The organism is Streptomyces sp. NPDC001890, from assembly GCF_042891445.1.
Lineage (GTDB): Bacteria > Actinomycetota > Actinomycetes > Streptomycetales > Streptomycetaceae > Streptomyces.
This window is the reverse complement of record NZ_JBIATE010000002.1, coordinates 629,281-641,189: the sequence shown is the minus strand read 5'-3', so window position 1 is coordinate 641,189 and position 11,909 is coordinate 629,281. Positions and strand designations below refer to the sequence as shown.

9 protein-coding genes are annotated in these 11,909 nt (G+C 67.1%); 3 read left to right on the top strand and 6 right to left on the bottom strand.

Annotation, left to right across the window (positions count from 1 at the left end; genetic code table 11):
• Nucleotides 1–35 precede the first annotated feature (35 nt).
• Genes ACFYY1_RS09050 through ACFYY1_RS09040 form a run of 3 tightly spaced genes read left to right on the top strand, consistent with a single transcriptional unit; the run spans nucleotide 36 to nucleotide 3,223 of the window.
• The gene (locus tag ACFYY1_RS09050) at nucleotides 36–1,016 is read left to right on the top strand and encodes an ABC transporter permease (RefSeq protein WP_388582748.1); all 981 of its coding nucleotides are present in this window, start codon (nucleotides 36–38) and stop codon (nucleotides 1,014–1,016) included.
• Nucleotides 1,017–1,072: 56 nt separating this feature from the next.
• Nucleotides 1,073–2,110 carry an ABC transporter ATP-binding protein gene (locus ACFYY1_RS09045; RefSeq protein WP_388582746.1) on the top strand — a complete coding sequence of 346 codons (1,038 nt, stop codon included), beginning with the start codon at nucleotides 1,073–1,075 and terminating at the stop codon, nucleotides 2,108–2,110.
• Nucleotides 2,111–2,137: 27 nt separating this feature from the next.
• Nucleotides 2,138–3,223, top strand: coding sequence for an ABC transporter ATP-binding protein (locus ACFYY1_RS09040; RefSeq protein WP_388582744.1), 1,086 nt, complete (start codon nucleotides 2,138–2,140; stop codon nucleotides 3,221–3,223).
• A gap of 222 nt (nucleotides 3,224–3,445) precedes the next feature.
• Here ACFYY1_RS09040 and ACFYY1_RS09035 read toward each other — a convergent pair whose 3' ends face one another.
• The 6 genes from ACFYY1_RS09035 to typA form a co-directional block, all read right to left on the bottom strand.
• Nucleotides 3,446–4,597, bottom strand: coding sequence for an ABC transporter ATP-binding protein (locus tag ACFYY1_RS09035; protein ID WP_388582742.1), 1,152 nt, complete (start codon nucleotides 4,595–4,597; stop codon nucleotides 3,446–3,448).
• Nucleotides 4,590–5,648 (bottom strand): ABC transporter ATP-binding protein, encoded by a 1,059-nt coding sequence (locus ACFYY1_RS09030; protein ID WP_376425143.1) that lies wholly within the window; start codon nucleotides 5,646–5,648, stop codon nucleotides 4,590–4,592. Before ACFYY1_RS09030 ends, ACFYY1_RS09035 begins: the two co-directional genes overlap by 8 nt.
• A gap of 14 nt (nucleotides 5,649–5,662) precedes the next feature.
• Nucleotides 5,663–6,616 carry an ABC transporter permease gene (locus ACFYY1_RS09025; RefSeq protein ID WP_388582739.1) on the bottom strand — a complete coding sequence of 318 codons (954 nt, stop codon included), beginning with the start codon at nucleotides 6,614–6,616 and terminating at the stop codon, nucleotides 5,663–5,665.
• Nucleotides 6,609–7,535, bottom strand: a complete 927-nt coding sequence (locus ACFYY1_RS09020; RefSeq protein WP_388582738.1) for an ABC transporter permease — start codon at nucleotides 7,533–7,535, stop codon at nucleotides 6,609–6,611. Before ACFYY1_RS09020 ends, ACFYY1_RS09025 begins: the two co-directional genes overlap by 8 nt.
• 151 nt (nucleotides 7,536–7,686) lie before the next feature.
• Nucleotides 7,687–9,330 (bottom strand): ABC transporter substrate-binding protein, encoded by a 1,644-nt coding sequence (locus ACFYY1_RS09015; RefSeq protein ID WP_388582736.1) that lies wholly within the window; start codon nucleotides 9,328–9,330, stop codon nucleotides 7,687–7,689.
• Nucleotides 9,331–9,846: 516 nt separating this feature from the next.
• Nucleotides 9,847–11,718, bottom strand: a complete 1,872-nt coding sequence (gene typA, locus ACFYY1_RS09010; RefSeq protein WP_376634201.1) for a translational GTPase TypA — start codon at nucleotides 11,716–11,718, stop codon at nucleotides 9,847–9,849.
• Nucleotides 11,719–11,909: the final 191 nt, after the last annotated feature.

The window sequence follows — 11,909 nt, the reverse complement described above, 5'->3', positions numbered from 1 at the left end:
CGGCGACGGCGCCGCACCCGGAAAGTCACGACCCCATGTTTCGATTTCTTCTCCGCCGCGTGACCGGCGCTCTCGTCATTCTGTTGATCATCAGCGCCATCACCTTCTATCTCTTCTACGCGATCCCCCGTGACCCCGCACGCCTGGCCTGCGGCAAGGTCTGCACACCCGAGCTCCTCACGCAGATCAAGCAGAACCTGGGTATCGCCGACCCCATGCCCGTCCAGTACTGGAACTGGCTGTCGGGCATCTTCGTCGGGCGCGACTACGGCAACTACGGCCACTGCCCGGCGCCCTGCCTCGGCTACTCGTTCACCAACCGCCAGCCGGTGTTCGGCACGATCATGGACCGGCTGCCGCTGACGCTCTCGCTCTCGCTGGGCGCGGCCTTCTTCTTCCTTCTCCTCGGTGTCGGCGCGGGCATGCTCGCCGCGGTCAAGCAGGGCAAGGCGCTCGACAAGATCGCCAGCTCCGCCTCGCTGCTCGGCTCCTCGCTGCAGATCTACTTCATCGGCTACATCGCGATGTTCCTCCTGGTGCAGCAGATGGGCCTGCTCGAACAGCCCTCGTACACACCGTTCACCGAGAACCCCGGCAAGTGGGCCGGCGGCCTGCTGCTGCCCTGGCTGGTGCTGTCGATCATCTTCACCGCCAACTACACCCGTATGACCCGCTCCCAGCTGGTGGAACAGCTCAGTGAGGACTACGTCCGCACCGCGCGTGCCAAGGGGCTGTCCCGCAGCTCGGTCTTCTTCCGCTTCGCCTGGCGCGGGGCCATGGGTCCGATCGTCACGATCTTCGGCATCGACCTGGGAACGCTGATCGGCGGCGCCATCATCACCGAGAGGACCTTCAGCCTCCAGGGCCTCGGTCAGCTCTCCCTCCACGCCGTCGACACCAGCGACCTGCCCATGCTGCTCGGCGTCACCATCGTCGCGGCGGGCGCGATCGTCCTCGCCAATATCGTCGTGGACACCGTGTACGGCCTCATCGACCCACGGATCCGGCTCGCCTGACCGCACCCCCGTTCCGGCCCACCTCTTCTCCCGCAACATCCTCCTGGAGCGTCCCCGTGACGAGCACCGATCAGCAGCCACTCCTCTCCGTCAGGGATCTGCACGTCCACTTCTCGACCGAGGACGGCGTCGTCAAGGCCGTCGACGGCCTCTCCTTCGACGTGGAGAAGGGCAAGACCCTCGGCATCGTCGGTGAGTCCGGCTCCGGCAAGTCCGTCACCAACCTGACGATCCTGGGGCTGCACCACCCCGACCACACCGAGATCGACGGCGAGATCCTCCTCGACGGGCAGGATCTGCTCGCCGCCTCGGAACGGCAGCTGGAACGGCTGCGCGGCAACAAGATGGCCATGATCTTCCAGGACGCCCTGGCCTCGCTCTCGCCGTACCACACCGTCGGCAGGCAGATCGGCGAGGCGTACCGCAAGCACACCGGGGCCTCCAAGCGGGAGGCCAGGGCACGGGCCGTGGAGATGCTCACCAAGGTGGGCATCCCGCAGCCCGACATGCGGGTGGACGACTACCCGCACCAGTTCTCCGGCGGCATGCGCCAGCGCGCCATGATCGCCATGGCGCTGGTCTGCGACCCGCAACTGCTGATCGCGGACGAGCCGACCACCGCGCTGGACGTCACCGTGCAGGCCCAGATCATGGACCTGCTCAAGGACCTCCAGCAGGAGACCGGCACCTCGATCATCTTCATCACCCACGACCTCGGTGTCATCGCCGACATCGCGGACGACGTGCTGGTGATGTACGGCGGGCGCTGTGTCGAGCGCGGTACGAAGAAGGAGGTGCTGCGGGCGCCCCAGCACCCGTACACCTGGGGCCTGCTGGGCTCCATGCCGAGCCTCGAAGGGCCCGTCGACGTACCGCTGTCGCCGATCCCCGGCTCCCCGCCGAGCCTTCTCAACCCGCCGACCGGCTGCCGCTTCCACCCCCGGTGCACGTTCACCGAGCAGGTCGGCGGCAAGCGCTGCGCCACCGACCAGCCGCCGCTGGAACTCACCGCCGGGCGCGGCGCCGCCTGCCACCTCACCGCGGAGCAGCGCGCCGAGTTCTTCGCGGACTTCGCCGGCACTCGGCCCAACTGACGTACAAGAGACGGGACTTCCCCACCAATGAGCAGCAAAGATCCTCTCCTGGACGTCTCCGGACTCACCAAGCACTTCCCGATCAAGGCGGGCTTCCCGATCCGGCGGACGGTGGGTGCGGTCCAGGCCGTCGACGGGCTGGACTTCAGCGTCGCCGAGGGCGAGAGCCTGGGCCTGGTCGGCGAGTCCGGCTGCGGCAAGTCGACCACGGGCCGGCTGATCACCCGGCTGCTGGAGCCGACGGCCGGCCGGATCTCCTACCGCGGGCAGGACATCACCCACGCCTCGCGCAAGCAACTGGCCCCGGTCCGCTCCGAGATCCAGATGATCTTCCAGGACCCGTACGCCTCGCTGAACCCGCGACAGACCGTAGGCAAGATCATCACCGCGCCGATGGAGATCAACGGCATCGACCCGGCGGGCGGCCGCGAAGCTCGCGCCCGGGAGCTGCTGGAGACCGTCGGGCTCAACCCGGAGCACTACAACCGCTTCCCGCACGAGTTCTCCGGCGGCCAGCGCCAGCGCATCGGGGTGGCCCGCGCGCTCGCCATGGAGCCGAAGCTGATCGTGGCCGACGAGCCGGTCTCGGCGCTGGACGTGTCGATCCAGGCCCAGGTGGTGAACCTGCTGCAGAAGCTGCAGAAGGATCTCGGCATCGCGTTCCTGTTCATCGCCCACGACCTGGCCATCGTGCGCCACTTCTCGCAGCGCGTGGCGGTCATGTACCTCGGCCGGATCGTGGAGATCGCCGACCGCGAGGACCTGTACGGCAACCCGCGCCACCCGTACACCAGGGCACTGCTGTCGGCCGTGCCCGAGGCGAGCGCCGACGACACCCCGTCCCGCGAACGCATCCTGCTCACCGGCGACGTGCCCTCCCCGGTCAACCCGCCGTCGGGCTGCCGCTTCCGCACGCGCTGCTGGAAGGCGACGGACAAGTGCGCGAGCGAGGCCCCGCCGCTGGTACGGGTGGAGGGCAGCCGGGAAGGCCATCTGACGGCCTGCCACTACCCGGAGGACACCCGGACCGTGTCGGCCGTCCCGAAGGCCCGTGACGGGGCCGCGGTGGCGTTCACCAAGGAGAAGGGCAAGGACCCCGAGGCCGAGGACTGACCCTCCTCGCCCCTGACCGGAGAACCGAGCACGTCGGCGCCCATTGACCCGAGCAACCGGCGAGCCCGGTTGCCGGGTACACGGGAAAGGACGCCCGGAACCGACTGGTTCCGGGCGTCTCAATGGCCCCTGCCGGGCACGACACGAAGCGCCCGGAACCGACAAGGGTTCCGGGCGCTTTCGCGTCATTCCGGCTGTACTGCTGAGCCGCTTCGGGCCGTCCTACGAGGCCGCGCCGACGACGTCCTTCTCCTCGGCGAAGTGGCACGCCGAGTCGTGCGCCGCGAGGGTGTCCGAGCCCTGGAAGCGCTCGGGGACGGCCAGCAGCGGCACCTCCGTGGAGCACTTGTCCTGGGCCTTCCAGCACCGCGTACGGAAGCTGCAGCCCGACGGCGGGTTCGCCGGCGACGGGACGTCGCCGGTCAGGATGATCCGCTCGCCGCGCTCGCGGGCCTCGGGGTCAGGGACCGGGACCGCCGACAGCAGCGCCTGGGTGTAGGGGTGCGTCGGGTGGTCGTAGATCTCCGTGTCCGTACCGATCTCGGCCATCTTGCCGAGGTACATCACACCGACCCGGTCCGAGATGTGCCGGACGATCGACAGGTCGTGCGCGATGAAGAGGTAGGAGAGGTTGAACTCGTCCTGGAGCTTCTCCATCAGGTTGATGACCTGCGCCTGCACCGACACGTCGAGCGCGGAGACCGGCTCGTCGCAGACGATGATCTCCGGGTTGAGCGCGAGGCCGCGGGCGATGCCGATGCGCTGGCGCTGGCCGCCGGAGAACTGGTGCGGGTAGCGGTTGATGTACTCCGGGTTGAGGCCGACGACGTCCAGCAGCTCCTGGACCTTGGCCCGCCGACTGCCCTTCGGGGCCACCTCGGGGTGGATGTCGAAGGGCTCGCCGATGATGTCGCCGACCGTCATGCGCGGGTTCAGCGAGGTGTACGGGTCCTGGAACACCATCTGAATGTTCCGGCGGACCGCCTTCAGCGCGCGGCCGGACAGCTTGGTGATGTCCTGGCCCTTGTAGAAGACCTGGCCCGCAGTGGCCGTCTCCAGCATCATCAGCAGCTTGGCGACCGTGGACTTGCCACAGCCCGACTCGCCGACGATGCCGAGCGTCTCGCCCTGGTAGAGGTCGAAGGAGACCCCGTCCACGGCCTTGACCGCACCGACCTGGCGCTTGAACAGGATGCCCTGGCTCAGCGGGAAGTGCTTGACCAGATTGCGCACCTGGAGAATCGGCTCACCGCGCTCCACCGGGGCTTCGATGGCCGCGACCGCCGCCGACTCGTCGACGGCGCCGACCGCCTTGACCTCGGTGACGTTCGGGGTGGCGTCCATGGAACCGTCCGTCTTGTCGAGCTCAGCCATGGATCGTCTCCTTCCAGAAGTGGCAGGCGCTGCCGCGTCCGGGCAGCTCGCTGCCGTCCTGCTCGGAGACCGGCACCAGGGCCGGGATCTCCGTGCGGCAGATGTCCTCCGCCTTGGGGCAGCGGGGGTTGAAGGCGCAGCCGGACGGGATCTTGAGCAGGTTGGGCGGCAGGCCCTTGATCGCGTAGAGCTCCTGGCCCTTCTGGTCGAGCCGCGGGATCGAGTCGAGCAGGCCGCGGGTGTACGGGTGCGCGGGCCGCTTGTACAGCTCGTGCACCGGTGCCGTCTCGACGATCCGGCCCGCGTACATGACCGCGATCTTGTCCGCGACGTCGGCGACCACGCCGAGGTCGTGGGTGATCAGGATCAGGCCCATGTTGAACTCCGTCTGGAGCTCCTTGAGCAGGTCCATGACCTGGGCCTGGACCGTCACGTCGAGCGCGGTGGTCGGCTCATCGGCGATGATCAGGTCCGGCTCCAGCGCCAGTGCCATGGCGATCATGATGCGCTGGCGCATACCGCCGGAGAACTGGTGCGGGTAGTCGCTGACCCGCTGCTTGGCGGCGGGGATCTTGACCCGCTCCATCAGCTCGATGGCCTTGAGCTTGGCCTGCTTCTTGGAGAGTCCCTGGTGGACCCGGAACATCTCGCCGAGCTGGTAGCCGACCGAGAGCACGGGGTTGAGCGAGGAGAGCGCGTCCTGGAAGATCATCGCGATCTTCTGGCCACGGATCTTCCGCCGCTCCTCGTAGCTCATGGTGAGCATGTCCTGGCCGCGGTACAGGATCTGGCCCTGCGGGATCTTGCCGGGCGGCATGTCGAGAATGCCCATGATCGCCTGAGCGGTCACGGACTTGCCGGAACCGGACTCACCGAGCACGGCCAGGGTCTCGCCCGAGTCGACGCTGTAGTTCACACCGTTGACTGCCTTGGCGACGCCGTCACGCGTGTGGAACTCCACGTGCAGGTCGCGCACTTCAAGGAGTCGGGCGTCGTCCGGCCCGCCGGAGCGGGGCGCCGGGATGTCTGCTGTCTTGTCCATGATGGTCACGTCGTACGCCCTCCTCAGCGCAGCTTCGGGTCGAGGGCGTCGCGGACCGCGTCGCCGAGCATGATGAACGCGAAGACCGTGAGGCTGAGCATTCCTGCCGGGAACAGCAGCGCGTGCGGGTTGTCGCGGATGGCCTGGCTGCCCTCCGCGATGTCGATGCCCCACGAGATCGTCGGGTCCGCGAGCCCGAGCCCGAGGAACGAGAGCGTCGCCTCGGCCGAGATGTACCCGCCGAGCGCGATGGTGGCCACGACGATGGTCGGGGCGAGCGCGTTGGGAAGGACGTGCCGGAAGAGGATCCGCGAGGTGCCGGCGCCGAGTGCGCGCGCCGCCGTCACGTAGTCCGCCTGCTTCGCGGTGATCACCGAGGCACGCATGACACGGCAGATCGAGGTCCAGCCCAGGAAGGCCAGGGCCAGGATCACCACGTACACCTTGCGGTCGGTGAAGGCGTTCAGGACGACCATCGCACCGAGCAGGAAGGGGATGCCGAAGAAGATGTCGGTGACCCGGGAGATGATCGAGTCGAGCCAGCCGCCGAAGTAACCGGCGAGCATGCCCAGCAGGCCGCCGACCACGGTGACCGCGGCGGTGACGCCGACGCCGACCAGGATCGAGGCGCGGGTGCCGTAGATGACACGCGCGTAGATCGAGCGTCCCTGACCGTCGTAACCGAACCAGTCGGGCTGGAAGAAGTGCCCCAGCTCCGGCTTGGTCAGGAAGTGGTTGGTCAGGTCGCCGTCGCGCGGGTCCGCGCCGGTGAACAGCCCGGGGAACGCGGCGACGATCAGCAGGATGAGCAGCAGGATCGAGGAGATCCAGAACATCGGGCGGTGGCGCAGGTCGAACCAGGCGTCGCCCCAGAGGCTGCGCGGCTTGTCCTGGGTCTTGCCCTTGCCGTCCGCGGCCGCGGGCGCGGCAGCCGCGTCCACCGCCGCTTCGGTCTTGGTCTCGGTGACGTCAGGCATACCGGATCCTCGGGTCCAGGACCGCGTACAGCAGGTCGACGAGCAGGTTGATCACAAGGATGACGAGGACGAAGACCGTGACGACGCCGACGATCGTCGAGCCCTCGCGCTGCTGCAGCGCCTTGAAGAGCAGGTTTCCGACACCCTGGACGTTGAAGATGCCCTCGGTCACGACCGCGCCGCCGATGAAGCCGCCGACGTCCGTACCGAGGAAGGTGACGACCGGGATCAGCGAGTTGCGCAGCAGGTGGACACCGACGATGCGGCGTCGCGGCAGGCCCTTGGCCATGGCGGTACGCATGTAGTCGGCGCGCAGGTTCTCCGCGAAGGTGGTGCGGGTCAGCCGTGCCACGTACGCCATGGAGAGCATGGCGAGCACGAAGCCCGGCAGGAACAACTGAGCGTAGTCCGTGGAGTCCTGGACGTTCGGTGCCACCCAGCCGAGCTGGTCCGCGAGGACGAAGCGGGCGAGGAAGCCGAGCACGAACACCGGGATCGAGATGACGATCAGGGTGAAGATCAGGACGCCGGTGTCGGCGGCCTTGCCGGCCCGCAGACCCGCCCAGGCGCCGAGCCCGATGCCGACGATGATCTCGATGAGCATCGCCACGGCGGTCAGCCGCAGTGTCACCGGGAAGGATTCGGACATCTCGTCGATGACTTCGCGGCCACCGAAGGTCCTGCCGAAGTCGCCCTGGAAGAGATTGCCCATGTAGTCGACGTACTGCTTCCACAGGGGCTGGTCGAGTCCGAACTCATGGCGCAGCGACGCGACCTGTGCGGGGTCTGCCGCCTTGTCTCCCCACATCGCCCGGATTGGGTCACCGGGAAGGATGTGGACCATGAGGAAAATAATCAGAGTGGTCCCGATGAATACCGGGATCATCTGGAGCAGTCGCCTTGCGACGTAACGCCCCATCATGCCTCCATGCCGTGAGGGGTCGGCGATGGCCTTGTCACAGTCTTCTCCGCCGCGGGGGTGTGGGGGGAGAGCCCAGGGGCCTACGCCTACGGGCCGGTTCCGCCGCCCCCGAAGAGGGACGGCGAAACCGGCCTTCGGATCCCGATGATTACTTCTTGGCCTTCACCTGGACGTCGGTGAAGATCGGGTCACCGTCCTGGCCGTAAGGAATCTTGCCGAAGACGTTGACCGACTGGCCCGAGTTGTTCTTGTAGAACCACAGCGGGATGGCCGGCATGTCGTTCTTCAGGAGCTGCTCGGCGTCCTGGTACATCTTGACGGTCTCGTCGAGCGTCTTCGCCTTGTCGGCCTTCGCCGCGAGCTCGTCGAACTCCTTGTTGGAGTAGCCCGAGGTGTTACCGGCGGCGGTGGTGCCGTACAGGTCGCGCATGAAGTTCGAGTTGACCGGGTAGTCGAGCACCCAGCCACCGCGGTACATGGACTTGACCTGCTTGTTGTCGCGGGCGTTCAGGTCCGCCTGGAAGTCCGGCTTGGAGTCACCGACGCACTCGACGTTGACGGCCTTGCGGATGCTGTTGCAGACCGCGTCGACCCACGGCTTGTGGGACTGGTCGGCGTTGAACTGGATCGAGATCTTGTTGCCCGGGACGCCGCCACCCTCCTCGATGAGCTTCTTCGCCTGGGCGGGGTCGTACTTCGTGACGTCACCGAGGGCGCCGGCCTTGTAGCCGAGCACACCGCGGGCGACGAACGAGTCGGCCGGGGTACGGGTGCCGTGCAGCACGGTCTTGGTGATCGTGTCACGGTCGATGGCCATGGACAGACCCTGGATGACCTTGGGGTCGATGTCCTTGAACTGCTTGGTGTAGAACGCCGGGACGATCGACTGCACCGCGGAGTACTCGGCGTCGATGGCACGGTCGCCGAGGTCCTGCTTGTAGCTGGTCAGCGAGGTGACCGGAATGGCCTCGATCCAGTCGAGGTTGTTCGACCGCAGGTCCGAGTAGGCGGCGTCGGCGGTGGTGTAGTTCTTGAAGTCGATGCCACCGTTCTTGGCCTTGTTCGGGCCCTGGTAGTCGTCGAACTTCCGGACCTTGATCAGCTTCTTGTGGTCCCACGAGACGAACTTGTAGGGGCCGTTGCCGATCGGCTTCTGGCCGGCGGCGGCCGGGTCCTTGAAGAAGGACTCGGGCAGCGGCGCCCAGACGTCGTAGCCGAGCTTGTACGCGAAGTACGAGACCGAGCCGGTCAGGCTGATCGTGAAGGTGTTTTCGTCGACGATCTTCAGACCGGACATCTTGTCGGCCTTCGGAGCACCCTTCTCGGGGTGGACGTCCTCGTAGCCCTTGATGTCCTGGAACCAGCTGGAGTTGGTCTGGTTGTTCTTGACGTTGGCCGACCAGTTCCAGGAGTCCACGAAGGACTTGGAGGTGACCGTGGTGCCGTCGTGGAACTTCCAGCCCGGCTTGAGCTTGACGGTCCACACGGACGAGTCCGCGTTGGGCGTCACGGACTCGGCGTTGATGTACTCGAGCTTGCCGGTGCCGGGCTCGTAGTCGACCAGGCCGGAGAAGATCGTGCGCAGGACACGGCTGCCCTGGCTCTCCTTGGCGTTCGCCGGCTGGAGCGGGTTCTGCGGCTCGCTCAGCTGGGCGGTCAGGATCCCGTTCGGGTCCGCCTTGCCCGAGCTCATGCTGTCGTCGCTACCGCTGTCGCTACCACCACAGGCGGTCGCGGCCAGGGCGATGATGGCCGCTCCCGCGACCCACTTGGCGCTCTTGGCACCACGCATGGGTTTCCTCCTCATGAGTCCACTTTTGACTACAAGAAGGGCACTGGAGTTGATACACCGACACCCCTGACGGTGATCGTTTCAGTGCCCCTAGTGTGCTCGTGAGTCGGCACTCCCCACAGTGCGTGACCCATTGACCCGAGCTCAACGGAGCCAACTATTAAGTACGTCCGGGCTGTAAACCACACTTAAGGGGTCTCGTTTTGACAACATCAAGGAATCGCGAATGACCGAAATCCGGACAAAGGGATCCCAGACAGACACGCTCGAAACGGACCGTTAACGCAGCTTTCGGAGAGCGACGATCGATATGCGGACGGATGGCCGAGGAAAACCACTGGACAACGGCGTGATGGGCCTACCCGAAAGTATCTTTCCGCTTCCGGCTGGTTGCTGATGCACACGGATACGCCAGGACGCCCCGTCGGGCCATCGCACAACAGGGCCCGGCCCCCGTCAACTGACGGAAGGCCGGGCCCCGTTGTACTCACCGGCGCGCCCGGCGCCGGTGTCGGATCAGCGCTTGGCGCGCGACGCGGCGCGGCCGCGCTCCTTCTGGTCGAGGACGACCTTGCGGATACGGACCGTCTCCGGGGTCACCTCGATGCACTCGTCCTCGCGGCAGAACTCCAGGGACTGCTCCAGCGAGAGCTTGCGGGCCGGCACCACGTTCTCCGTGGTGTCGGCGGAAGCCGCACGCATGTTGGTGAGCTTCTTCTCCTTGGTGATGTTCACGTCCATGTCGTCGGCGCGGGAGTTCTCGCCGATGATCATGCCCTCGTAGACCTCGGTGCCGGCCTCGGTGAAGATGACACCGCGCTCCTGGAGGTTGACCATGGCGAACGGCGTCACGGAGCCCGCGCGGTCGGCGACCAGCGAGCCGTTGTGACGGGTGCGCAGCTCGCCGAACCACGGCTCGTGGCCCTCGAAGATGGAGTGCGCGATGCCCGTGCCGCGGGTCTGCGTCAGGAACTCCGTACGGAAGCCGATGAGGCCGCGGGACGGAACGATCCACTCCATGCGGACCCAGCCCGAACCGTGGTTCGTCATCGTCTCCATGCGGCCCTTGCGGGTCGCCATCAGCTGGGTGATCGCGCCGAGGTGCTCCTCGGGGGAGTCGATCGTCATGCGCTCGATCGGCTCGTGCGTCTTGCCGTCGATCTGCTTGGTGACGACCTCCGGCTTGCCGACCGTGAGCTCGAAGCCCTCACGGCGCATCTGCTCGACGAGGATGGCCAGCGCGAGCTCACCGCGGCCCTGGACCTCCCAGGCGTCGGGGCGCTCGGTGTCCAGGACGCGGAGCGAGACGTTACCGATCAGCTCGCGGTCCAGGCGGTCCTTCACCTGGCGGGCGGTGACCTTGTGGCCCTTGCCGCCCTTGCCGACCAGCGGCGAGGTGTTGGTACCGATGGTCATCGAGATGGCCGGCTCGTCGACCGTGATCAGCGGCAGCGCGATCGGGTTCTCGGGGTCGGCCAGGGTCTCGCCGATCATGATGTCCGGGATACCGGCGATGGCGCAGATGTCACCGGGGCCCGCCACCTCGGCCGGCTTGCGGGTGAGCGCCTCGGTCATCAGGAGCTCGGTGATGCGGACGTTGGACATCGTGCCGTCGCGCTTGATCCAGGTGACGGTCTGGCCCTTGCGCAGCTCGCCCTGCTCGACGCGGCAGAGCGCGATACGGCCGAGGAAGTTGTCGGCGTCCAGGTTGGTGACGTGGGCCTGGAGGGGGGCGTCCTCGTCGTACTCCGGGGCCGGGACGTGCGCCAGGATCGTGGAGAAGAACGGCTCCAGGTTGTCGCTGTCCGCCGGGACGGTGCCGTCCTCCGGCTTGGTCAGCGAGGCGACGCCGTCACGGGCGCAGGCGTAGACGATCGGGAACTCGATCTGGTCCTCGTCCGCGTCCAGGTCCAGGAACAGGTCGTACGTCTCGTCGACGACCTCGGCGATCCGGGAGTCCGGACGGTCGGTCTTGTTGATGCAGAGGATGACCGGCATCTTCGCGGAGAGCGCCTTGCGCAGCACGAAGCGGGTCTGCGGGAGCGGGCCCTCGGAGGCGTCGACCAGCAGCACGACCGCGTCGACCATCGACAGGCCGCGCTCGACCTCGCCGCCGAAGTCGGCGTGGCCGGGGGTGTCGATGATGTTGATCGTGATCGGGTCCCCGCCGTCCTTGGGGTGATACTTCACCGCCGTGTTCTTGGCGAGGATCGTGATGCCCTTCTCACGCTCCAGGTCGTTCGAGTCCATCATGCGTTCGTCGAGGTTCTCGGCGGCGTGCGCGGCGAAGGCGCCGGCCTGCCTGAGCATGGCGTCGACCAGCGTGGTCTTGCCGTGGTCGACGTGGGCGACGATGGCTACGTTACGGATGTCGTGGCGCGTGGGCATGGGTGGCTTGCGCTTCTCTCGGATCGTGGGATCAGGCGTCTAAGTCGGTCTCAAGTCCTCGTACGCCCGCCGGGCGGACACGCCACGGCTCGTCCAATGGTACGGGGCTGGCGCCGCCGCGGCTTCCCGGGCGAGTGCCACCGGCCCCGGAACAGGCCGGAACCCGGTCCGCCGGGCAGCTGTGGACGGCG

What these genes read in the sequence shown, in the direction of transcription:
- typA (WP_376634201.1), bottom strand. Translation starts at nt 11,718, where the DNA reads ATGCCCACGCGCCACGACATCCGTAACGTAGCCATCGTCGCCCACGTC.
- ACFYY1_RS09020 (WP_388582738.1), bottom strand. Translation starts at nt 7,535, where the DNA reads ATGGGGCGTTACGTCGCAAGGCGACTGCTCCAGATGATCCCGGTATTC.
- ACFYY1_RS09025 (WP_388582739.1), bottom strand. Translation starts at nt 6,616, where the DNA reads ATGCCTGACGTCACCGAGACCAAGACCGAAGCGGCGGTGGACGCGGCT.
- ACFYY1_RS09035 (WP_388582742.1), bottom strand. Translation starts at nt 4,597, where the DNA reads ATGGCTGAGCTCGACAAGACGGACGGTTCCATGGACGCCACCCCGAAC.
- ACFYY1_RS09015 (WP_388582736.1), bottom strand. Translation starts at nt 9,330, where the DNA reads ATGCGTGGTGCCAAGAGCGCCAAGTGGGTCGCGGGAGCGGCCATCATC.
- ACFYY1_RS09050 (WP_388582748.1), top strand. Translation starts at nt 36, where the DNA reads ATGTTTCGATTTCTTCTCCGCCGCGTGACCGGCGCTCTCGTCATTCTG.
- ACFYY1_RS09040 (WP_388582744.1), top strand. Translation starts at nt 2,138, where the DNA reads ATGAGCAGCAAAGATCCTCTCCTGGACGTCTCCGGACTCACCAAGCAC.